Source organism: Salibacterium aidingense DSM 18341, assembly GCF_000429685.1.
Taxonomy (GTDB): domain Bacteria; phylum Bacillota; class Bacilli; order Bacillales; family Marinococcaceae; genus Salibacterium; species Salibacterium aidingense.
Map to the genome: position 1 here is coordinate 172774 of NZ_AUCI01000001.1, position 24313 is coordinate 197086.

Below are 24313 nucleotides of genomic sequence, written 5' to 3' on the forward strand. Positions count from 1 at the left end.
AATTTCTCTCCCCCATAACCAAAATTCGACAGGTGACAGGCACTTTATCGCAGGAGTGCTTTGACTTTCTGAAAGATGTAAATGAATTCGTCGATTTCTTCGTCTTTGATTCCTGCTAATACGGAGCTTAAGTATTCGTTTACCTGCTGGTTTGCTTTCTTATAAGCGGAAGCTCCTGCTTCTGTCAACGCAACGTATTTCACGCGCCGGTCGTTTTCGTCCGGGATCACCCGGACATATTCTTTTTCTACTAATTTTTTCAGGCGGCTTGAGGTCGCGCTTTTATGACCTCCCTGCAGTTCCGTCAATTGCTTGGAGGTCATCGGGCCGTGCCGTTCCAATAAGTTGAGCATCTTGATCTGCTCCATCGAAAATTCTTGGTGAAGCTCATTTTCAACCTTTCGGAACACTTCATTCTGCCCGTCTATCATCACGTCCGTGAATAAGCGGATGGCTTCCTCCATTCTTTTTTCATTCATAAAAGTTTACCCCCTAAACCACAATATAGTTTAACCCCTTAACTATTTAATGTCAATCTTAAAATCACTTTTAAAAAAAGCCCGTCACTTAGACAGACTTTTTATTGGGTTTCCATTATAATCATTTAAATACATCTTCCATCAAAAAATTATTTTCCATAGCTGCCTCTTCAATCTCTGCAATATCTAGTGTAGGCACGGATGCAGCTGTGTCTTGAATAACATCTTACGTATCACATGATAATATTGCGACTGAGACTTTAAAGTCACCCACAGCTAAAACTTTCGATGTAACCATTAAATATAGTTATACACGGGCAGACTCCCAAGGTGGTTACTATTCAATATCAGATATAAGTGTCAACTAGCTCTTTTTACTCCCCCTCTTCATGATGAAGGGGGGAGTAATATTTCAAGAAAAGAACTACCATATTGATGACATAACCAGCTATAATTGTAAATAAAACAGGCTCCGGCCAGTTAAAAACGAGAGATAATACAATCAAGATTATACAAACAATGATAGTGAAATCCATTCCTTATACACACTTTTCATGGTCTATCACTCCCTGGAGTCCCCATTATATATACCTGACGATTACTTAAAAATAACAAAAGTGGTATTATTCAAAACATTTTTAATTGTAAACGTAAGAAAAAACCACCGAGCATTTGTCCTCCTTCGGACAACTCCAGATTTTCAAATTCCCTTTTATTCGGGCATATCCAAATATCAATTTTTTCTTAACCTCCATTGTACAACCCTATTTGTACATTTCTTTCCCCTGAGAATACCATAATTTTATTTTGTATATAGGGTTTACCCTTATTGTACATATAAAAAGAAGAAGGTTATACCTTCTTCTTAGTCAATCTGTCGATTATTTTCTTTTATTATTGAAACGATTTCTTTAAAAGAAAGGTCATGCGTTACAACATCTACTGTAAATTGAACCTGGTCCTGAGTAGCCATTTCAAAATCAAAGCCGTTATAAGAAAGGAATTGAGTAAGGGATAAGAAGGCTGTTCTTTTATTGGCGTTTTGGAAAGCATGATTTTGAGCCAGAGATTCAAACAGCGCTGCACCTTTTTGCTCGATGGAAGGGTAAGCATCTTTACCAAAAACAGATTGTTGGGGGCGGGCCACAGCTGATTCAAGTAAACCAGGATACTTAACTCCTTTGTCTTCCGTTGGTGAATATTTTAAAATTATATAGTGATTGATCGATTCCACTTCTTGTACTGTTAAATAGCGCATTTTAACGGTCTTTGAGTTCTTTTATGGTTTCGTCATGTTTTTTGGCATTTCGTTCTAATACATCAAAAAAATCCGAGCTAATCCCTTCCGGCAAGTTGACTTTTCGACTTTTTTGGATGACGATCTCCCCGTCTTTACTAATCACATTCACCACATCTCCAGGATCTATTCCATGTTTTTTTAACATTTCGTTGGGAAGTGTTACACCGTGACTTCGACCAATATTAATGATTTTTCTTTCCAAATTACTTACCTCCAAAGACATAATTTTACCTCCTCTCCTTATTATAAAATTATGTCCGTTATAATCATTATAATACATGAACCATAAATTCACCATAGTTTTATGTACTTGTAAGGTAAGATTATCTAATATTATTCTGTCCTTTTAATAAATGTACAAATAGGGTTTACCCTTATTGTTCATTTTCATTCTTCCTTTTTCTGTTAAGTGTACATCTAGAGAGAGTCGTTCCTGTCCCCGCAGCCTTTGAATATAACCATTTTTCTCCATTATTGTCAATGAATTACTGACTGTGGGACGCTCAAGCTGCAGATGATCCGCGATACTGGTAATGTACATGGACCGTAATTATAAACAACCTCCATCACGTATACATAGGACGTGTTCAGACCCAGTGTTTCAAGATGCTGTTCATAAAACTTTTGGACTTTTTTCCGCGCCAGAACGAGTTGAAAAGCTAACAATGAGAGTTACTGTATTTTTATTCATGTTAGCATCTAACAATTCGTACACTAACAGTCAATTAAACTTCTGAAGCAGCGACTACTAATCTAAAAGAATCAGCATTCCCATAATCGTTACGATTGAAATGAGCGTTGTTGTTACAACTATGTCAGGAACTTCCCTTTTTAACAGATGATACTTATCGGCAAACACGTTCACGACAGCGCCGGTCGGCATAGCCGACAGCAGAATAAATGTATCGGCCCAGAGTTTCCTATCCTCCAGGAAAAATGGGACAAGAATCAAGGCGGTCAACGGCATGACGACTAATTTTAATCCAATAACGCTAAGGTATGCCTTCTTGCTGCCAGGAAGAGCATGAGACTCCCTGCTCTCGCGCACCAGCCCCAATCCGATGGCAAATAAAGCTGTCGGGCCGGCTGCTCCTCCTAACGTATCCGCAAACACCTTCAGTGTCTCCGGCACCGGCAGCTGCAGGAAGGCTGCCAGACTCCCTAAAAGTAGAGATAGATTAATGGGATTCCTCAAAACAGCCTTGGTTAGGGAAGAAAATATAGAAGCATGAGAAGGACTTGTGTATTCCATCGAAACGACAACGATGCTTATGATTAATAAATCACTGGTCAGCGTAACAATGGCCGCGGGCACTGCCGCTTCAGGCCCAAATGCCATCACCGCAAGCGGTATCCCGAGAAATCCTGTGTTCCCATAAGAGGAAGCCATTCCGTACATGAACGCGGCCGGAAGGCTTTTTTTAAAAACGAGCCTAAAAATAACAACGGCCGCCCCCATCACTAAAACGCAGGTGACCGCAGTAACAGCAAAAAAGGAAAAAGACGTGATTTCCTCCCGGGAAGCCTCTGCCAAAGATAGGAATAACAATGCCGGGAGGGCAAAATAATAAATGTAACCGTTTAATGCCCCGGCCCCTCCGGTGGGAATAAAAGAAAAACGCCCCGCCAGAAAACCGCAGAACATAATAGCAAATATCGGAATAACAAGATGTATCAGCGTGTCCAACCGCAACTCCTCCTACAAAAAAGCCTCAGCCCGGAGAACAGACTGAAGCATTTTCTGTATAAATATCAAATCATCATCCGCTTGACCTTCCTGTACCTTATTTAACCAAAACGATCCGACAGGGTGCCTTTTACATCCAGATCCACGGCAAACAAACCACCGGCGTGCGGCTCTTGTTGCAGCTGCTCTTCCCTTAAACTATTTCGCGCCGTCGTGATATATAATGTTTTTAAATCCCTGCCGCCGAACACACAGGATGTTACCTGGCTCGCAGGGACCTCAATTTCTTCCAGACATTCACTCGTTCCAGGATTCCAGCGGCTCACTTTCCAGCCTCCATAATGAGCAATCCACAGCATCCCTTCCGCATCGATGGTCATACCGTCGGGACGGCCTTCTGTTCCAGAGAACGTGATGATGGTACGGCGGTTAGAAATAGATCCGCTTTTTACATCATAATCAAAAGCACTGACCTGAAGCGTCGGCGTATCAATATAATACATGGAGGTCTGCTCCGCATTCCACGCCAGGCCGTTCGATATTCCTATGTTATCTACTTTTTGTGCGACCGTATGGTCTGCCTCCAGACAATAAAGGGCGGCTTGATCTTTTTGTTTATCGTACGCCATGGTTCCCGCCCAGAAGCGGCCGGCCGGATCACACTTTCCATCATTAAATCGGTTGCCGGGAAGATGCTCTTCCGGATCTGTAATTGGCGTGAATACCGCTTCATCAAAATCAATAAGATAAAAGCCGTGCTGCATGGCTGCTATTAATTCACTATTTTTATGTACCACCACAGCACCCGGTTCCTGACCGGCAGATAATGTTTGGTTCGTCTGCTTGCCGGGGTTATACCGGTGGATGTTTTTCCCCATAATATCCACCCAATATAATGCCTCTTCCTGTTCATCCCAGCTTGGCCCTTCTCCGAGCAACGCTTTTTCGTCCACAACGAGTTCAGCTTTTTTATTCATTTATTTCCCTCCCGGTATCACATGCTTTGGTTTTTTACCAAGTACTCCATCTACACATTGCCTTGCTGCATCTGCAGCCATCGCATGCCTTGTTTCGTGGGTCGCAGTCCCAATATGAGGCAGGGTCACTACGTTATCCATCTGCAGGAAAGGATGATCAGGCTCAATCGGTTCATTTTCAAAGACATCCAGGCCGGCAGCCGCAATTTCTCCGTCCTGCAGAGCCTGAATCATTTCTTCTTCCACCGCCACGGGACCACGGCTTCCATTTAAGAAAATCGCGTGCTTCTGCATTTTCCCAAACTCCTCCGCTCCAATAAGGCCACGGGTCTGCTCTGTCAGCGGGGTAAGCAGCATGATGAAATCACAGGAATGGAGGAGGTTATCCAACTCAGCATAAGAAGCCCCGGTGCTGTGTTCCGCTTCAGGCTTACGGCTCCGATTGTGATAGACCACATCCATATGAAACGCCGCTCGCGCCCGGCGTGCTGTCTCTTCTCCAATACGACCCATGCCGATAATGCCGAGCTTCTTGTGATGGATGTTGGTTCCAAAATGCTCCGAGGTAAGCGGTTTTTTCCACGATCCGCTCTTGACCATGTGATCCAGCTCCGGAATTCTTCGGGCCGTCGCAATCATTAAACCGATCATCGTATCCGCCATCGTATCGATCAAGACGGTAGGGGTATGAGTCGCCGTGACCCCTTTTTCTGATATCGCTTTCATATTAAGGTTATCGTAACCTACGGAGACGTTGCTGATCACTTTCAGGTTCGGCGCATGCTGCAGCAGCTCCTCATCAATTTCCAGTCCTGCCCCGTATAAGGCATCCGCCTCCGCAAGCTCCCGATAAAATCTATCCCTTTCCTTCTTCGGCCGGACCACCCGGACCTCCGCATGCTCCTTCATAAAAGCAAGAACATCGTCCGGCGGCTGTATGTAGGATAAAATGACAGGCATCCTTATCGTCCTCCCCTAAAAACTATGGTTTCATTCTACCATATCTCAACTACATTGTCGGGTTATTATCACCCGATACCTTCGCCTCATACATCAAACGATCCGCCCTGCGGTGCACTTCTGACGGAGAATTTTTCCGACTTTGTGGATGAATAGAAGTAGTATGGAAGGAGACAAAAATTTTTAATAGAATTGAAATATATACCATACAATAATTTCCGTTCCCGTTTGCACGTCGAAATTAGTAATTTTATCTGGGCGCTTATATTTCAGCTCTTGGTATTTATTTTATCTTTGGTAACAAACGAATGGAAAGAAGTATATCGTGCAGCCTTCCTTATTACCTGGATAACAAGCCCTACGATAACCCGGAGATTTTAATATTTGAGCCCGCCCCGCCGGAATTATTGGAATATGTAATAAAATAAGATCCATATTAAGCTGTTCCTTCCTCTAATTGAATGTGCGCCAACACGGATGAAGCAATCATCTGAAGACAACCAGCCTCCTCGTTGGAAATCGGCAGGCATTCACCAGTTTTAAGTAGAAGTCATGCGGGAATAGACTAGTAAACATTCATGAAGAGGTGATACAGATGGCAGGAAAAGAGGGTTGGAGCGATAAAATTAAAGGAGCAGTAAGCAAGGTAAAAGGCGAAGCCAAAGACCAGATCGGCAACGCGAAAGAGGATCGCGGGCTGCAGGAAGAAGGAAAAAGGGATAAAACAAAAGGCGAAGTTCAGGAAGATATTGGAGAGATGAAAAACGATACGGAGAATAAAGAAAGATAACAGCAGCTGTCCCGCTTTCTTAAGCGGGGCAGTTTTTTCTGTTTGCCTGTATACTGTAAAGTTATACAGTCTTCGAAGGGAGTCCATTAATAAAAGCAATACTTTCAATGGCAATCATTTCTTTATCATGGTCGAGCACCGCTACATGATAGCTTTCATGCATAGGGATAATTCTTTTATTTTCCACGGAGATCGTGTGATAAATGTCTTCACTGTTTGCAGGCGGTACGACATGATCCACATCGGATACAAAAATCCTGGCAGGAACACGGATATCCAACAATTTTTCCTGAGTGTCTTCCATGAGCTTCTGCAATTCGCGGAATGATTGAACCGGAGTACGCTCATAGGTTAATTCATATACCCCTTCTTTTTTAATATCAGGGGCTTCTGTTTCCATAAAACGGTTATTGGCGGCAGTAACGGGGTGGAGATCCGGGATTTCAATCGCTGCATTAATCACAATAATCCCTTTTATCTCTGGAAAACGCTCCGCCAGATGAAGCGTCAGCGTCCCCCCCATGGAAAGTCCAGCTACATATATATCGGTACAGGTCTCCTTTAAAAAATGAAACCCCTCTTCTACGGAGTCACACCATTGCTTCCAGGACGTTTGTTCCAGATCTTCCGGGTGTGTGCCATGTCCAGCAAGGCGAGGGCCGAACACTGTAAAACCAGCCTGATGAAAACTCTCCCCCAAAGGGCGCATGCTCTGGGTCGTTCCCGTAAATCCGTGAATAACCAATACACCGGTATCGTTCCCTTCAAAATAGAAAGGCTCCGCCCCTTCCATCACAGGATAGTTTTCCTCCATCTTTCTCACCCTCCCGAAAATGGTATAATACTACTTTCCTCACAGGATAGCGTAAAACCTGCCGTTTGTCATGAAAAAATTTCATCGTTCACATATTCTTTACACAAACATAATAAAAAAATACCCCCATACCGCATATTTTCAGTATGGGGGAGACATGATGTTTAATTATTGTGCGGCATTCAGAAAAACCGCCAGTTGTGCTCTGGTTGTATCGTTCGAAGCGCGGAAGGTGTTGTCTTCCTCATAGCCGTCCGCGATGCCTGCCGAAGTAATGGCAGCGATGCCTTCATAGGCCCAGTGATCTTCCTCTATATCATCATAGGCTGCTTCTCCTTCAGGCAGATCAAACGCTCTTTTCAGGACTAGGGCCATCTGTCCGCGTGTTAACGTTTCATCCGGACGGAAGCCTTCCTCTCCCTGACCCATCCAGCCTTCTTCATACACAGCTGCCATTTCGTCGTAGTACGTATGATCTTCCGATACGGCTGCTTCTTCCGGTAGATCCGAAGCCGCTTCCGTATCAAGATCAAATATCCGGGAAAGCATTACTGCTGCATGTTCCCGTTTGATGTCATCATTGGGGCGGAATGTGCCGTCACTGTAACCGCTGATGATCCCTTCAGAGGCCAATTCTGTTATGGCGTCAACGGCAAAATGATCCTCATCGACATCACTGAAATCGGGTTCAGCTGGATCTTCTGCGTCCGTTTCGCTGTAAATCCCGAATTCACGTGGGTATTCGTCTAGTTCCGGATCGTAGCAGGTGACTTTATTTCCTCCCGTCATTGGTTCACTGGTTGCGGGAATCGTTTCGCCATCTTCTTTACCCTCCGGCAGATGAATGCCATCGTTCTCTTTCGTTTCAGCTTCCACTTTATCCGTCAGTTCCATTCCCAGATCCAGGCTCTGGAGCAGACGATTTTTCACATTTTCCGTAATCAAGGTCTGGGCTTCTTCTGTCTGCCCATTGTTCAACAGGTCCTGAGCTTCTGCTTCAAGATCCTCTCTTTCATCAAGCATTTTCTGTTCGAAGCTTTCGATTTCTCCCGTTACGTCATGCAGAAAATCCTGCGGGGAGGCACACGTATAGTACATCAGCCGTTTGAACTGGCGGACAGCGGAACGGGTTGCCTCTTGATGAGCATAGTCGTCCGCAAGGAAATCGCTGTCCGAATCCTTGGTCATATAACGGTGCTGCAGGAATTCCGGCGGCACTTCTTCCGTTGCGATTGGAATCGGTACATAAGGTGTGGTCACAGCGCCGGTTGCGGCGAGCCACAGGGTCTGCAGTTCACTGTCGACATCCGGCCGGATATGGGCCACCTGCCCGTAGCCGGAAAAGTCATTGGACCAGCGCGGATCACGTACATACGCCATCATATCTTCAAGACTGAGATCGGTCATGTCATGAAGCTCTTCTTCACGCGCATGCGGGTCCCGCGACGCCGTATAATGATCCTCTTCCATTTCTACTCCCTCAGCTGGGAACGGCATACCGTATACTTCCTGTAAATCAATATACTCCTGGCCTTCCTCCAATTCAAGCCAGCCCTGTTCTTCGGCAAAATCTACAAGATTACTGGAGGCCATATAGTCTTCGTTGTTTTCAAAGTCGACAGCGAATTCATTAATATAGCCCGGATAGGATACGCGGATTTCATCTGAATCAAGTTTCTTCGCCGCCCAGAGTCCCTGTCCTCCGGCATAATTAATCAAAATCCAGCCTTCGTTTTCATCTGCAAATAGATGAGAATTGCCGCCATAGGTTGTAAACCCATATTCGTCAATCAAACCGCCGACAATTTCCACGGCTTCCCTTGCACTCGAAGCCCGTTCCATGGCGATTCTGGCAAGATCACTGTACTGCGGCCCGGTCTGCGGCTCCGGTGTCATTTCAACCAGCTCGTCCCGCGATGGAGACCAGATATCCCGCGCGGCAACTCCTTGATCGTTCAGGCCTCCATTGGTTAATGGCTGTGGAAACCCGGCAAATTCCGAATAGCTGGAGCTGATATATTTATTCGTATGTTCAGCCTGCGGGATCTCAATTAATTCTCCCGGCAGGCTTGCTTCTTCCGTGGCGCCTACTTCCATTGTTGCACCCTCATCATGCTGCTGTTCCGGTACGATGTCGATCCAGTGGCTTGACGGTTCATGGCCGAAGCCTGCCAATATAGTGGAGCCATCTTCTGTCAAATCACTCCCGACATAAATCCCAATACTTTTGGACTGTCGTTCAAACGAAGATTCTTCTTCAGCAGCAGATTCCGGCTCCTGCGTCCTTTCCTGCTCCGAGGCTGCCAGTGCTCCGGCGCCGGTTCCTGCAAGAAAGATACCGGTCAACATAGACGTAAAAATAGATTTCTTATAAGCCTTCATCCTGTTTCCCCTTCCTGTTAGTGATTCGCTGCCCCATGTCTTTTTCTGGTATGAAATGACTTCTCCTCCTGTAAAATCATTCCTTTCCCCAAACTTCGACACGGTACAACATGTGGTTTAAGTTACCAGGAAGTCCCGTAAGCTGCCAAATGATATAAAGAGCGATCCATACGTAATATTCTTTTTTCAAGCAAGAGTATCTTTTAGATCCTTTACCTATCTCTAAATTCCGTCCATACGACAGTTTCATAAAAAAAGTCGGCTGCTATGGCAAATCCACAGCAGCCGGCGAATCAAACGGATATATGATTCAAAAACTGTCAGGAGCGGGGTTCTTGTTCTGTTTCTGCCACTGTTTCCTTTGAAATATGCCAGCCGTGGTCCTCTTTTATAGAGCGGCAGACCATTGACCCAAACGTTAAGGTTGCGCCGGCACCAATGACGAGATAAGGCGGGAGAAAGGTCGATTCAAATACCAGCATAATCATACCAAACCCCCACCAAAACAAGCCAAATGCCATAACAAAAGGCAGGATGGAAGAACTGGGCATATGAATGGAAGACAGCGGAGCTGCGGGTTTCATTCTACCGTCTCCGTGTATTTTTTCGTAAAACCAAGGATCCAGGGACCGCACCTGCGGAATTTGCGCAAAATTATATTCCGGAACCGGGGATGGTACGGCCCATTCTAATGTTCGGGCATCCCATGGATCGCCGGATTCCACTCTTTCCCCCCGGAACGCCGAATAGACGATGTTCAGGATTAATACTACGATCGCTGCGGTCATTAAAAATGTACCCATCGTGGAAATGAAATTGTAAGTATTCAACCCTTCGCCGTCCATGTAAGTGGAATAGCGGCGCGGCATACCTATAATCCCAAGAATGTGCTGCACAAAAAATGTCAGATGAAAGCCGATATACATTAACCAAAACATGAGCTTTCCCAACGTTTCATTCAGCAAATGGCCGAACATTTTTGGATACCAGTAGTACAATCCGGCTAAAATGCCGAGGACAATACCTCCAATAAAAATATAATGGAAATGGGCGACAACAAAATACGTGTCATGGTATAAGTGGTCTACCGGTGCCATCGCAACCATTACCCCGGTCACTCCGCCAAGCACAAAGGTCGGAATAAAAGAGGAAGCACACAGCATAGCGGTCGTAAAGGTAATTTTTCCGCCCCACATCGTAAACAGCCAATTAAATATTTTCACCCCGGTTGGTATGGCAATTGCCATCGAAGAAAGGGCAAAAACCGAATTGGAAATAGGGCCGATTCCAGTGGTGAACATGTGATGAGCCCATACCATAAATCCAAGGAATGCAATCAGCAGCGTGGCAAATACCATGGCGGTATGGCCGAATAACCGCTTTCTTGAGAAAGCGGGCACCACTTCGGAAATCATGCCAAAAGCGGGGAGGACAAGAATGTAAACTTCCGGATGACCGAATACCCAGAATATATGCTGCCAAATCAATACATTTCCACCAGCTTCCACGTTAAAAAACTGACCACTGAACAACCGGTCCAGCATTAACATAGCCAGCCCAGCTGCAAGAGGTGTGAACGCAAACACAATAAGAATGGAAACGACAAGACTTGTCCAGCAGAATAATGTCATTCTCATCATAGTCATTCCAGGAGCTCGCATATTAATAATTGTAACAATAAAATTAATCGCGGAGACCAATGTACCGATCCCGCTAACCTGCAATCCCAGCACATAAAAATCCATCCCCAGCATCCCGTATTCTCTTGTCGATAGAGGAGCGTAGGCCGTCCAGCCTGCATCAGGCCCTCCGCCAAAAAACCAACTGACGCTAAGAAGCAGCCCTCCGAAAAAGAAAATCCAAAAAGCCAGAGCGTTCAGAAATGGAAAAGCCACATCCCTGGCCCCGATCTGGAGCGGAATAATGTAATTCATAAAGGCAAATATCAGTGGAGTTATAGCTAAAAACAGCATGATTGTGCCATGCATGGTAAGCAATTCATTATAGGTCTGACCGGATAGAAAAGAATTTTCTGGATACATCAGCTGAATTCTCATCAACAGCGCCATCATTCCTGCTTTTATAAAAAACAGGGTTCCTGCTATTAAGTATAATATTGCTATTTTTTTATGATCGACAGTAGTCAGCCAATCCCAAAGGACACTTTTGTTTTTCTGAACGGCTTCCATTTTTTTCAACCTCCCGACTCCATTGTTGACATCCTGCCACGTAGTTATACAGGGAGACGGGCACAAAAAAAAGAGCAGCCAGCACTTTCAGCTGACTGCTTTTTCCCTTAAATACAATATAAAATAATAGCAGTTAGGATTCCTTAATCGTCATCAGTTTAACGGAATGAGGAAATAAATCCTCTTTCAGCTTATCATAAAACTTCCTAGCCTGACTTTTGCATTCGAACATGATTTCCTGATTATCAGTGTTTTCTTTGTATGAATCCAGCTCGATTTCGTTGCCCTGCTGATCTACGGCTACAATTAAATATTTTTCATTTTCCATGTTTCTGCCCTCCTTTCTCCATTTACTTCCCTGTCACAGTCAGTGTGCTGGTTAATAAATGCTTTAATCTCTGTATTGTTTTCTTTCCCCTCGTATTTGGCCATGACTTCTGTACCTTCCAAAACATATAAGGAAGGGAAACTTTTAACATCCAAGTATTTGACCATCTCCTCCTCTTGGGAAGATATAATCTTGATCTCTACATTCTTCCTGCTGCACTTATTATTTTTCTCCAGTAATGCGTTATAGTAAGGTTTTTCATCTGATAAATTCTGTTCGTCTGAGAATAAAAGCATGGATGTCTCTGCATCAAGTTCCTTTAACATAGCGGGCTGACTCTGTGCGGCGCATGCGGCCAACGGCAGTATCATGAAGGAAATCATTGCCAACCACCGCATTATTGTATTCGCCATATTGGTACTTCCTTTCTCTGACGTCCGGGCACCCGCGTCTCGTTTAACTGTTTATTTATATACCTGTTCTTTGGAGCAGTAAAACATAACTAGAACAGAAAAACACAATCTAAAACTTTTTAACTACATTTAAAGACTTATGAAAATTTTTATGTTTATGAGCACAAAGACCCGGGTATACATGGATAAGTGAATAAACCCTTTCCACGTCAGAAAACAAAGGAGAAGAGAAAGGATGGAGTTTTTTTCTCGGCGGACATCTTCTTATTGCAGCGTAGTGGAACAGAATGTAGCTATGGAATTTTCTTTCTTTATTTCCCACGGAGACCTCCAATTTTGTGCCACCTGTACCGGTGTCGAAGAAAAATGCCGGCATTGTCCGATCATTGACTACAATGAGCGATATCCTCCTCTTCTTAAAAAAAGGCTGCCTTCTCCTTAAGGCAGCCTTTTTCTTATTCCTGCGCTGTTAAACTGCAGTCTTCGGCGCTGAATTCTGTTTCAATCGTTATATGCTCCAGCGGATAATGGTGCAATGCTTCTTTTATCGCTGTTTTTACATGCATGACTTCTTCTTTGCTGATGTCCTCACAGAGCACGACATGGGTAGAAAGCACGTGCTGTTCTCCATCCAGCGACCAGATATGCGTGTGGTGGGTATCTTCGACGTTTGGGATACGTTGTATACTTTTTTCCACCTTTAAGGCATCCATTTCTTCCGGGACCCCATCGAGAAATATAAACAGCGTTTTTTTCAAATTCCTTAATACGTTGATTAAAATATAGAGGGTGATTAACACAGAAAGCAGCGGGTCGAGAATGGCAAAGTCCCAAAACATCATAACCACACTCACAATAAAGACAGCGACCCAGCCGAGCACATCTTCAAGCAAATGCCAGGACACTACCTTCTCGTTCATGGTTCTGCCGGACTTCATTTTCAGAACAGCGGCTCCATTGACAGCCATGCCAAGCAGAGAAAGCATAAGCATTCCGCCAGCATGAGGAGTTTCCGGGTTCAACAGCCTGGGAACGGCTTCAGATAGCACAAATAAAGAGCCGGCAATTAATACAAGGCTGTTGACGAGCGCTCCCAGTAAAGAAAACCGGCGGTAACCGAAGGTAAAGGTATCATTGCTCCGCTGCTCTGACTTATTCTGCAGCACCCATGCCGTGCCAAGCGATAGGGAATCTCCCAAATCATGAATGGCATCTGAAATAATGGCCATGCTGTTCGTCAAAATGCCGCCTATCAATTCAATGATCGTAAAACCGAAGTTTAGGAAGAATGCCGTTTTTATATTGGATTGGCTGTGATGATGATGGTGATGGTGTTGGTGTTCATGGCTCATTGACCATCTGCCTCCACTGCCTGTTCTTCTGTTTCCCGGACGGATACTTCCTGCTGGTGATGACTGGCAAGGGTTACGATATCTTCTACATGGCTGTCATCCAGAGAATAGTACACCAGCTTGCCCTCTTTCCGGTATTTCACCAGTCCCAACTTACGAAGATAACGCAAATGATGGGAGGTGGAAGCAATGGAAGCATCCAGCAGATTAGAAGCATCACAAACACATAATTCTTCTTCGGCTGCAAGCGCCAGCAGAATTTTCATCCGGTTTTTATCAGCCAGCCCTTTAAACATCACCGCCATACGTTCTACTCTTCGGTTATCAATGGACACGTGAAGCCGTGCTACTTTTTCTTCATCCACGCAGGTAACTTCACATATATCATTAGGTTTGGCCATTCTATCCCTTCTTTCCGCCTTGCTCTTATCTACATACATTATACTATATTCAAGCGGATATTTGAATGTTTAAAGGAAATAAATTATTTTCGTGTTTCCATTGCTTCGTTTAGTTTTTTCATCTCGTAATAAAAATAGACATAAAAACTCATCCAAATCACAATATATAATAGAAGAAATAAGGCAGCAGCCACGAGAAAACCGGAGATGGTAAAGGGAATCCAGCCCACTACAAAAGACAGGACAAAATAAAGGATGGTAACCGTGAAAAAGTGGAGGATCGTACGGGTAACCAGGCTCCAGTCTTCCTTCGCAAAGATCAGAGCCCCGACGCTGAAAAACCATCCGCAGAACATATTCCCCAGCGAATTCACTACGAATCTGCCGCCGTCCAATTCTGTGTATCCCCCAAATCCAATCATCCCAAAGTAAACCATGACACTGATAAACGCACCAAAACTAATGCCGGTATAACTGTAAAATAACAAGGTCTTCATGTTATCCCTTTCCTTTCCACTGAATTTTTTTCTTTATATTCCCTACATATTTTCTGGAGACATACTCTTTTTCACCGGTGCGAAAATAAACACAGAGCGATCCGCTGAAGGAAGCTTCAAACTGCTTTAGTTCATCCAGGTTGGCAATTACTGATTTGGATAAACGGACAAAACGATCGTTTGGCAGTTTTTCCTCTAATTCATATAATCTTTCCTTCATTTCAAATGTTCCCTGCCGGGTGGCAGCCATCACAGTTTTATTTTCCGTATATAGATAAATCAGTTCCTCCGCACGGAAAATGTGGCGGGTCTCCCCCTTCATTCCGGCAAAATACGTTCGCTCCTTTTCTTTCAGCCGGTCGATCAGCCGATCGATCTCCTGATCCCAGACCTTGGAACGAATCAATACTTCCAGCTTTTCGAAGGCTTCATCAATCTCTACATTGATTTTCACCAGTCCACCCTCCTTTGATGTGTCCCTGCCAGTATAAAGAAGGGAGTACCAAATCGTACAGCTGTTTTTGCCAAGTGGTGCAAAACGGAGGCTGAAATGTATCCATCTGCGAATAAGAAAATGGATTAATAAGGGGGCGGTTTCGGGTAAAGACTACAAATAAAAGAATGAGGGAGGGAACAAAATGAAGGAAGTCCAGGAAGACAAACATAGTGATTATGTTCTGCGGTATCTCGTCCGCCTCGCGGACAATGGAGCGGAAATGGATGTTACATTAAATGTCGGTGGTGCGACGATTAAAGGCGTGCTGATCGGCAACGTAAAATACCTGGAAGAACTGGAGCATACGCTGCATCGGGGTAACAGTGAGTTAGAAGAAAAGATGACTACCTTTTTTGATAAAATGGCAGACAAGTTTAAAAGAGAAACGGATCAGGATGATTATGAAAGCGGGTATCTGCATCTGAGAAAGGCTACCCTCGTTGATTCGCAGGGAAAAGTACCGCTCCAGGGAAGCCTGTGGAGAGGCAAAATATCAGACGTCAATGGATTCAGCTTTGAATCCGTTCAATAAGAAAAACGCAAGGTGCCCGCCGAAACCCGGTTCTTTCAGTGACCGTTTCTTCGAAAAGGAAGCTCCGGGAACCTTGCCGCTGCTGGGCGGGCCGCCTCGTTCAAAGGGTAGCTTATTCTAACGGGGCCAAAGGCAGCTAGGAGAACAGCGGAGCTCGTCTTTTTTACATTTATGTCCTCCAAAAGCATTTGGAAGACACTACTTCTCCTTTTCTTTCCTGCTAATGGGTTCAAAAGTAATTTAGAGAACAATAAGAACGCGACCCGGTGATCTAGTGGTCTCGATTTTTATAATTGATTTCGACCTAAAAAATCTCTTATGCTAAGGAAACGACTTTATAAAATCTCTGTAACCTTGACCAAATAGAGGAAAAGATGTTCACATGATAAATCCCAAAGGTAAATGTATCATCACCTTTGGGATTTCGTCTCTTTATTCTGCCAGCCAATGCTTTTTTCTCATCTATTGTGTAGAATATGTTCTTGCTGCTGCTTCAATGTGTTCAAAGGCCCAATGGGAGGGGAGAACATCGGTAAAACTTGGGTCAGGAACACCATGTAAGGGTTGTCGATTCGTCATGGTATTTAACATGACAACGGCTTGTGCTCGTGTTAAAGGTTCATTTGGTTGAAAGGTTTGATTCTCATAACCCTTGATGATTCCTGCTTCCCGTGTTGCTTCAATCGCCCACTTCGCCCAATGTTGTTTCGTGTCGGTAAACGAGATAGGAATACCCTCTTTTATTTCTAATTCCATATAGTTAGCTGCTATCACTGCCATTTGTGCTCTTGTCACCACATCGTTTGGTCGGAAGTTACCTTGTTCATCTCCCTGAAAGATTCCATACTCTTTCACAAATGCAATCCTACCAGCATACGGGTGGGACAAAGTAATATCGTTAAATGGTTTGCTTGTTATTTGTTCTCCTTCATATCCCATTAAACGAGCTAACATAATCGCCAATTGCGCTCGCGTAACCGATTGATTCGGCTTAAAAGTACCATCTGGAAAGCCTTTAATATACCACGTGTACTTGTCTGCATCTTGTGTGAGCTCACGGTGAAAGTCAATGATCGTGAAGGTACTGAAATGATCAATTGAAAATTTGAGTCCCGGCTGCCCGCCCGGCATAGTGACAGATTGTCCAACAACAACTTCTTTTTCCCCATTGGTGTGTTCAATAAAGATACCCAATTGTGCAAGGAAGGATGCTCGTTCTGTCGCACCTTCTGGTAATTCGATGTCGCGCAACGGCAATGTCACGGTGACAGGGCTGTTTGTCAGGTTGGTTTCAATCGTCATCGGTCTTGAGACGACTTCAATATTTTCGTCCTCCACCCATTCACGAACAACTTCTTCTGTACGTGCACGCTCTTCAATTTCTTCTTTTTTATCTTCTTCTTTAACCGGTACGAGTTTGAAGTAGAAGTCTTCATCAAGACCTTGTAACGAGTTGTTCGGAACTTGAATGAACACATTCGGGTTGTCGATTTCAAGTGTGATCTCATGTGTTTGTAGTAATAAAAGGGTATCTGTCGGAATATCAACATTGACTTCACTGACTTCGTCGTTTTCATCTGGAATGATGATCCGTGCGATATTTTCCCCCGTTTCTTTAGCTTTATCTACGATTTCTTCTGCTCGTTCTTTTGTAAAAGTCACGTCATCCGTGATGGTTCCATCGGCTTCCGTCGTGCGTTCGATTGGAATTCGCGTAATGTCTGTCGGGGCTTCACCGCCAATAGCGACATCGACTTCGATGACTTCGGTCTCTGCTTCACCCTCGGAGGTTCCCCCGCCGCCTCCGCTTCCGCCGTTTCCGCCGGAACCGCTTGAGCTGCTTTTTCTCGTGATTTCGAACTGATATTGACCGAGTAACACACGCGGATTGTCTGCGTCATATATCCCGACCGTAATCGTGTTTTCACCTACTTCAAGCGGTAATTGACCCCAATCGGCAATTTTTGTGTCATTGACGTGAACTTTGACGACCTTATCGCTTGGGGCCGCTGGTGCCGGACTTAATTCAACCTGATTGACGTCGTTTGGCACGCTTGCTTCATAGCCGCTTGGTTGATTCCCATCAAAGCTTTCAGAAGCGATAACCGTTGAATCTCCATCCATGATTCCTATTTGATCCGTTAACCGGCCGGACTCGTTTACATGATATGGTGTTTCACCAAGGTCAATCGCATCTTTTCCAATCAAGTCTCCAAGCTGGTTGTTTGAATTAAGATTCTCCTCTATATGACTGTTGTCCAAGTCTGCATCATAAGCTAAGGTGTTGTCGTCTGCACCTTCCGGAAGGGCAAACGAAAGCTTATTTCCATTAATTTCAAATGGGTCCTGAACAGGAACTCCGCCAAACGTTAATCCTGAGAGATCGATGGCTTCTTCGTTGATTGGTTTGTTGAAAATGATATTTATTTCCCCATCTTCCAAAAAGGTTGTCACGATTTCAAGCGGGATGATATGATTGGCTTTGTCAATGTCAGCTTGAGCTTCCGTATTTTCTGGTGTAATTGTTGAAAGCTCTGTGCTGCCTTCCCCCCTTGATACCACAGCACTGCCCTCCGCCGTCTCATCATATCCAACATCTAACGAATTACTAGGTGCAAATGATTCGTTCAATTCGACAATCACTTCATTTCCATTGATTTCCTTTACATCTATCACCGTACGACCGTCCATTTCAAAGCTGGCAAAATCAACAGCTGCCAAGTCCTCTTTCACCGGCATGTTGAAGGTTAACTTCACCTTATCCGGGGTCTTATCATGGACCGTCACTTTTTCCAGCTTTAATTCATCACCGATGGTAAATGTTTGCGTTTTCGTCACCGAACGTTCATCGTCTGTTGCCCTTGCTTCAACCGTATAATCGCCAAGCTCCAACTCTTCCCCGACTTCGTAGGACCAACTGGAGTCGCCTGAGGCCCAGGTCAAAGTTCCATCTGCCTCCACTGGGTTTCCACCCGAATCTTTGACCGTGACGATCAAGGCATCTGAATTTACATAGACTTCTCCTGTCACCGTTGGCTTATGCTCCGTTGTATTCCCTTTGGGTGATGTAATCTCTAGAGCGGCAGCAAACGGATCTTCCGCCTCAAAGCTGAAATCCTCAACTGCTGTCCCATCTGCTTCATCGCCTTTCAGATGACCTTCTGCACCCACATAATCGACATGCACCATCTCCTCAGTGGAAAGCTCAGTTCCAGCCGGTAACGTTAGAATGACTTTGGATGAATCCATATCATAAACGGCTGCGGTTACATCAGTAACTCCGGTTCCATCGACCATTACGGTAAAGCCATCATTCTCACTTTCCCCTTCTCCTAAATCAAACATAACGGCTTTACCAAAATCAATCATGATGGTATTCCCGCCTTCGATAAAGCGGCCGCTCTCGGCAGTCGGCGGGTTTTTTACAAGCCCGTCGGTGGCAGCTTGTAATGCATCTAAAGCACTATCTACCTCGGTTGGTGTCGCATCATCATTATTTAACAAATCTTCCGCATCACTGATCGCATTTTGCAAAGCTGTCCAAGAGTCTTCGGTGTAATCTTCGTTTGCAATGCCCTCTGCTTCTTCAATTTGTTTTAGAAGCTCGCTTTTCGTTCTGTTGACTGTAATAGTATACGTTTTCGTGCTACCATCTTGCGCAGTAACCTGTATTGCAATTTCATTGTTCCCAGGATCTAAATCAATGGAGCTACTAGGTTGTCCACTTGTAATCGTTTCGCCGTTTACGGTAACAGTAGCATTGGCATCAGCAGCCGTAGGAGTCACCGTGATACTTGATTCTGCATAAGTAACATCCATATTGTAATCAGTAGTGCTCTCCTCAAAAGTAGGATCTAACGTACCAGTAGATAACGTAACGTCACTCAAATTGGCATTATTATTAATCCATTGCGCAAATAATGTCACATCTTCCTCACCAATAGAAAGCTCATCACCACCATTAAATGAAGTACCACTTCCATCACTTTTTGTATTCCAATTTAAAAAACTATATCCAGATCGTGTTAAATTATTTGCGTTTCCTTCCACACTGGCTGTACTATTTGAATCATATACTTGATCACTCGGTACGTCACCGCTTTCATGACCATTTCCGTTATAGGATAGTACATACTTTGTGTAAGTCTTCTTAACAGTGGCACGATTATCATTAGCACCATCCATAAAAACAACATATAGGTTATCATCAGCTGATTGTACAAAGTTTGCATGATTTGATGTTCCTGAAGAAACAGGTTCCCCACCAACGCCTTCCCAATTATTATTGGCGGAATCGTACGCTTGAACTAACGTTTGGGCAGTAGCATCTTTAGTATAAACTACTGACGGATCGTCATTATTATCCATCGCAATGCTTATTTCACCGCCTGAACCTTCCGAAAAACGGGCCTCCCCAACCGTTTGCCAACTACCGTCAAATGTTTTAACCGTAGATTTATATTCTCCTATCTCTGAAGTTGAATCTTCTAGATAAGCAACATATAATTGATTATTGCTATCAATAGCAATATCAGTCCCCTGAGAAATACCGTCAGCAATCCCAGAGTTTCCAACTGTTCCCCAAGTTGAACCATTGAATTTTTTTACAGTTATATCGCTATCAGAATAAACAACATATGGCGTATTGTTCGTATCGAAGGTGATGCTCAGGAACGAAGTATTTGAACTTGAAAATCCATTGCTTCCGACTGTTTCCCAGCTTGTTCCATTATATTTTTTAGCAACTAACTTATAAGAATGACTGGCATCTACATATAAAACATAAACGTTTCCATCGTGATCTACCGCTATATGATTATCATATATTGTTCCGTCAGAAAATCCATAATTTCCTACTACTTCCCAACTTGAACCGTTATACTTCATAACAGATGCCGAATTATCGTCAGAACCGTCTTTAAATAGCACATACGGGGTACCATCTGGTCCTATTGACATATTGAGACCTGCTACAGCCCCAGGTGTAAATCCAGGTGACCCCACTGTTTCCCAATTATCCCCATTAAACTTTTTGACTGTAGCTCTGTCCGTCTGACTTCCATCCATATATGCAACATATGGTATATTATTGTCATCAAAATCAATATCCGTATATTGCGCAGTACCGTCAGAAAAGCCCTCATTACCAACAGATTCCCAGGCTGAGGTTGTCGCCTCAATTTCGGATTGGAAACCTGGTGTAATTAAATAAGAAAAACACACTAGCAATAAAAGTCCTAATTTTCCGGATTTTGAAAATAAATTTTTGTACATCGAATCTACTCCTTATGATAATGTACCTAATCAGGGGAAGGTCGAATATTTAGTTACATACTATCAGTCTTGAGTATAATATTCCATGTAATCTTTAAACTTTTCAAAAATACCAGTGTGATCGGCAAAGGCAAATAAACAGAAAAAAGCAGGGACAATCTAAAACAAGACTTGCATCCATGGGTAAATGGTTGTGAGTCCAAGAAACATGGGTGTAGCTAGCTCCTTTTCTCTCACCACCATTTGTTATTTTTGCTGTGTGTTTTCCTATGTCTAAAAAAAGCGGACCCGCTTTTATGCGGTGTCCGCTTTTTCCACACTTTTCGGAACATCTTCTACCTGCGGGCGGCGGTCATTTTCTGCTTTGCTTCCCGGCGGCGCTGGTGCAGGATGGGTTCAGTGTAGCCGCTTGGCTGGTCATATCCGTTAAAGACCAGGTCGCAGGCAGCCTGAAACGCTGTAGATTCATCAAAATTCTCCGCCATTGGGACGTACCCCTCCACCCCTTGATTCTGCTCATCTACGATTTTGGCCATCCGTTTCATGGTATCGAGGAGCTGTTCTTCACTGCAGATGCCGTGATAAAGCCAGTTTGCCAGAAGCTGACTGGCTATCCGCAGGGTCGCCCGGTCTTCCATTAATGCAACATTGTTAATATCCGGCACTTTCGAGCAGCCAATACCCATTTCCACCCAGCGTACAACATAGCCGAGGATGCCCTGGGCGTTGTTATCCAGTTCTTCTTGTATATCTTCTTTCGTCCAGTCCGGATTTAGCGCGGTCGGCACGTTCAGGATATCGTCTTCCAATTCTTCGGATTGATGAAGAAGCTGGTTCTGGACTTCTTTTACATCCATCTGATGATAATGAATGGCATGCAAAACAGCAGCAGTTGGCGAAGGGACCCAGGCCGTGTTGGCCCCTGCTTTCAGCTGGCCGGCTTTTTGTTCCAGCATATTTGCCATTAATTCCGGCATCGCCCACATTCCTTTGCCGATCTGGGCGCGCCCCTTCAGACCGGTTTCCAGCCCTTTGTATACATTTGACTTTTCATAAGCCTGCAGCCAGGTCGAACGTTTCATTTCTCCTTTTCGGATCATCGGTCCTGCTTCCATGGAAGTGTGGATTTCGTCGCCGGTACGGTCGAGAAAGCCGGTGTTTATAAAAACCACCCGATCTTTTACTTCGCGTATGCAGGCTTTCAGATTCAAAGAAGTACGGCGCTCTTCATCCATGACCCCGATTTTCAATGTATTCCGTGCAAGTTCCAGCATATCTTCGATTCGTTCAAATAAACGATTGGAGAACGCCGTTTCTTCGGCTCCGTGCATTTTCGGCTTTACGATATAAATCGATTGCTCCCGGGAGTTCACATACGGACTGTTGCCAAGCAGATCATGTTTGGCAATCAGACTCGTCAGCACTCCGTCCAGGATCCCTTCCGGCATTTCCTTATCGTTTTTATCCAGAACAGCCGGTGTGGTCATCAAGTGCCCAACATTACGGATGAACATGTGGGAGCGGCCGGAAAGAGTCAGCGTCCCCCCGTCTGGTGTGTTGTAATTCCGATCCGGGTTCAGCTTCCGGGTTACGGAGTTTGCCCCCTTGGTGAATGCCGTGGTTAGATCCCCTTTCATTAACCCTAGCCAGTTTCGATAAACACGGACTTTATCCTCTGCATCCACGGCCGCTACCGCATCTTCACAATCCATGATCGTCGTGACCGCAGCTTCCAGCACCACGTCTTTCACCGCTGCTTTATCCGTTTTCCCGATAGGATGCTCTTCATCGATTTGTATTTCCACATGGAGGTTATTGTTTTGGATCAGCAGCGCTGACGGATTGGTATTATCCCCTTGGAACCCAGAAAACCGGTCGGGATTCGACAGTCCGGTTTTTGTACCCTCCCCGCTTTCTGCCTGCAGCGTCCCATTTTCAACTGTATAACGAACGACATCCTGATGGGACCCCTGCTGCAGGGGAGCAATTTCATCTAAAAACGCTTTGGCCCAGGCGATTACTTTTTCTCCCCGTTTTGGATTGTACTCTGCTGTTTTCTCCGCTCCGTTTTCCTCTGGAATAACATCCGTTCCGTACAGTGCGTCATAGAGGCTGCCCCACCTTGCGTTAGCTGCATTCAGCGCATATCTTGCGTTATCCACCGGGACAATAAGCTGAGGGCCGGGCTGTCCGGCAATTTCTTCATCCACCTTTTCGGTGGTGATCTGAAAATCATCTCCCTCCGGCTCCAGGTAGCGGATGTCTTGTAAAAACTGCTTATATTTATCAAAATCAAAATTTCTCTTATTATCCTGATGCCAGGCATGAATCTGTTCCTGTATAGCTTCCCTTTTTCTCAGCAGTTCTTTATTTTCGGGTTCAAAGTCGAAATATAAGGCTTCAAGTTCTTTCCAGAAGTATTCCTTCTCTACTCCAGTGCCCGGTAAAACTTCCTTATTAACAAACGTATATAATTCCTCGGCCACTTGAAGATGTCCCGCTTCCATATATTTCCCCATTTTTCATCACTCCTCATTATTGCTTATTAAGAAACTAGGTTTTATATCAATGCTGTGCATTGTCTGATTTCTCCTGTCATTTTTCTCCTTATTTCTTTCAGTTGGATTCCGAAAAATGGAAACTATTTAAAAGATACCGGCCCCGTCGCTTCTTTTGCTTTCACAAAGGAATTGGTCAGGTCACCTATTCCTTCAACAGCGCAGGTTATGGTGCTTCCTGCTGTCACCATTTCAGCTCCGGCCGGACTTCCTGTCAAGAGGACATCTCCTTTTTTCAATGTCATCACGCGGGATAAATACGCAATCATTTCTTGTATGGGAACAATCATGAGTGCGGTAGAACTGTTCTGTTTTTCTATGTTGTTTAAACTCGCTTTCACCCGCGCCTCCAGCGGATTGAGTTCCGTTTCCAGATAGGGGCCGAGCGGGGTGAACGTATCAAACGATTTACCGACCATCCAATGATTATCTTCCCGAAAATACTGCGGAGCCGTCACATCGTTTCCAACGGTGTAACCAAACACATAATCCAGGGCTTCTGATGTGGTTACATTTTTTGTATCTTTTCCTATGACAACAGCTAATTCCGATTCAAATTTCACTTCGTTAATAGCCGCAGGCATGACGATGTCGTCATCCGGACCGATCACAGAGGAGGTTGGTTTAAAGAAAAATACCGGAATGTCTGGCAGCGCTTCCGGAAGTTCCTCGGTTTTTGTGACAAAGTTTGCTCCAATTCCGATGATCTGATTTGGTTCCAGCGGAGCAAGCAGTTTCACCTCTTCCTGAGAAAAGCTGCGGCCAGTATAATTCCAATGATCAAAAATGTTCCCTTCTATTTCTTTTAATACATTTCCTGCCGCTACTCCCTGCAGTACTTCAGAGGAAGCAGCAAACCTGGCAAACTTCATAGGTTCCATCCT

21 protein-coding genes are annotated in these 24313 nt (G+C 44.4%); 2 read left to right on the forward strand and 19 right to left on the reverse strand.

Translation table 11 applies throughout. The features are described from left to right. Window positions 1-44: 44 nt before the first annotated feature. From G475_RS0100855 to G475_RS0100885, 7 genes are all read right to left on the reverse strand, one after another. On the reverse strand, window positions 45-479 hold the full coding sequence (locus G475_RS0100855; protein WP_026699636.1) for a MarR family winged helix-turn-helix transcriptional regulator: 435 nt from the start codon (window positions 477-479) through the stop codon (window positions 45-47). An 865-nt stretch (window positions 480-1344) separates the two neighbouring features. After that, the gene (locus G475_RS0100860) at window positions 1345-1737 is read right to left on the reverse strand and encodes a type II toxin-antitoxin system death-on-curing family toxin (RefSeq protein WP_026699637.1); all 393 of its coding nucleotides are present in this window, start codon (window positions 1735-1737) and stop codon (window positions 1345-1347) included. Window position 1738: 1 nt separating this feature from the next. Next, window positions 1739-2002: an AbrB/MazE/SpoVT family DNA-binding domain-containing protein gene (locus tag G475_RS0100865; protein ID WP_035709743.1), complete on the reverse strand. Its 264-nt coding sequence runs from the start codon at window positions 2000-2002 to the stop codon at window positions 1739-1741. Window positions 2003-2125: 123 nt separating this feature from the next. Further along, the gene (locus tag G475_RS27975; protein ID WP_026699639.1) at window positions 2126-2320 is read right to left on the reverse strand and encodes a MarR family transcriptional regulator; all 195 of its coding nucleotides are present in this window, start codon (window positions 2318-2320) and stop codon (window positions 2126-2128) included. Between the two features lie 207 nt (window positions 2321-2527). Next, complete coding sequence (locus G475_RS0100875) at window positions 2528-3466, reverse strand: AEC family transporter (protein WP_026699640.1); 939 nt, start codon at window positions 3464-3466, stop codon at window positions 2528-2530. 101 nt (window positions 3467-3567) lie between these two features. After that, complete coding sequence (locus G475_RS0100880; RefSeq protein WP_026699641.1) at window positions 3568-4443, reverse strand: SMP-30/gluconolactonase/LRE family protein; 876 nt, start codon at window positions 4441-4443, stop codon at window positions 3568-3570. Further along, entirely contained in the window at window positions 4444-5403 is a 960-nt protein-coding gene (locus tag G475_RS0100885) for a 2-hydroxyacid dehydrogenase (protein WP_035709744.1), read from the reverse strand. It lies immediately after the preceding gene. A gap of 595 nt (window positions 5404-5998) precedes the next feature. Between G475_RS0100885 and G475_RS0100890 the strand changes: the two genes are divergently transcribed. Next, the gene (locus tag G475_RS0100890) at window positions 5999-6193 is read left to right on the forward strand and encodes a CsbD family protein (RefSeq protein ID WP_026699643.1); all 195 of its coding nucleotides are present in this window, start codon (window positions 5999-6001) and stop codon (window positions 6191-6193) included. Window positions 6194-6254: 61 nt separating this feature from the next. Here the strand turns inward: G475_RS0100890 and G475_RS0100895 are convergent, their stop codons facing one another. From G475_RS0100895 to G475_RS0100940, 9 genes are all read right to left on the reverse strand, one after another. Continuing rightward, window positions 6255-7007 (reverse strand): alpha/beta hydrolase, encoded by a 753-nt coding sequence (locus G475_RS0100895; RefSeq protein ID WP_026699644.1) that lies wholly within the window; start codon window positions 7005-7007, stop codon window positions 6255-6257. Between the two features lie 168 nt (window positions 7008-7175). Continuing rightward, window positions 7176-9389: an S-layer homology domain-containing protein gene (locus G475_RS26210; protein ID WP_051302019.1), complete on the reverse strand. Its 2214-nt coding sequence runs from the start codon at window positions 9387-9389 to the stop codon at window positions 7176-7178. Between the two features lie 320 nt (window positions 9390-9709). Beyond that, window positions 9710-11578 carry a cytochrome c oxidase subunit I gene (ctaD, locus tag G475_RS0100905; RefSeq protein WP_026699645.1) on the reverse strand — a complete coding sequence of 623 codons (1869 nt, stop codon included), beginning with the start codon at window positions 11576-11578 and terminating at the stop codon, window positions 9710-9712. 133 nt (window positions 11579-11711) lie between these two features. Next, complete coding sequence (locus G475_RS0100910) at window positions 11712-11906, reverse strand: hypothetical protein (protein ID WP_026699646.1); 195 nt, start codon at window positions 11904-11906, stop codon at window positions 11712-11714. Then, complete coding sequence (locus G475_RS0100915) at window positions 11885-12319, reverse strand: hypothetical protein (protein ID WP_026699647.1); 435 nt, start codon at window positions 12317-12319, stop codon at window positions 11885-11887. The genes G475_RS0100910 and G475_RS0100915 overlap by 22 nt, the downstream gene beginning before the upstream one ends. A gap of 455 nt (window positions 12320-12774) precedes the next feature. Beyond that, window positions 12775-13671 (reverse strand): cation diffusion facilitator family transporter, encoded by an 897-nt coding sequence (locus G475_RS0100925; protein ID WP_026699649.1) that lies wholly within the window; start codon window positions 13669-13671, stop codon window positions 12775-12777. Then, window positions 13668-14072, reverse strand: a complete 405-nt coding sequence (locus tag G475_RS23925) for an ArsR/SmtB family transcription factor (RefSeq protein ID WP_051302021.1) — start codon at window positions 14070-14072, stop codon at window positions 13668-13670. The genes G475_RS0100925 and G475_RS23925 overlap by 4 nt, the downstream gene beginning before the upstream one ends. Window positions 14073-14155: 83 nt before the next feature. After that, window positions 14156-14569 (reverse strand): DUF3021 domain-containing protein, encoded by a 414-nt coding sequence (locus tag G475_RS0100935; RefSeq protein ID WP_026699650.1) that lies wholly within the window; start codon window positions 14567-14569, stop codon window positions 14156-14158. A gap of 1 nt (window position 14570) precedes the next feature. Beyond that, window positions 14571-15023, reverse strand: a complete 453-nt coding sequence (locus G475_RS0100940) for a LytTR family DNA-binding domain-containing protein (protein ID WP_026699651.1) — start codon at window positions 15021-15023, stop codon at window positions 14571-14573. A gap of 184 nt (window positions 15024-15207) precedes the next feature. Here G475_RS0100940 and G475_RS0100945 point away from each other — a divergent pair, with 184 nt between their 5' ends. Continuing rightward, window positions 15208-15597 (forward strand): hypothetical protein, encoded by a 390-nt coding sequence (locus G475_RS0100945; RefSeq protein ID WP_026699652.1) that lies wholly within the window; start codon window positions 15208-15210, stop codon window positions 15595-15597. Between the two features lie 462 nt (window positions 15598-16059). On the opposite strand, the gene G475_RS26215 is transcribed toward G475_RS0100945, so the two are convergent. The 3 genes from G475_RS26215 to G475_RS0100970 form a co-directional block, all read right to left on the reverse strand. Next, window positions 16060-20871 (reverse strand): S-layer homology domain-containing protein, encoded by a 4812-nt coding sequence (locus G475_RS26215; protein ID WP_051302023.1) that lies wholly within the window; start codon window positions 20869-20871, stop codon window positions 16060-16062. Window positions 20872-21206: 335 nt separating this feature from the next. Continuing rightward, window positions 21207-23390 (reverse strand): malate synthase G, encoded by a 2184-nt coding sequence (locus G475_RS0100965; protein WP_026699653.1) that lies wholly within the window; start codon window positions 23388-23390, stop codon window positions 21207-21209. 122 nt (window positions 23391-23512) lie between these two features. Next, on the reverse strand, window positions 23513-24301 hold the full coding sequence (locus G475_RS0100970; protein WP_026699654.1) for a fumarylacetoacetate hydrolase family protein: 789 nt from the start codon (window positions 24299-24301) through the stop codon (window positions 23513-23515). Window positions 24302-24313: the final 12 nt, after the last annotated feature.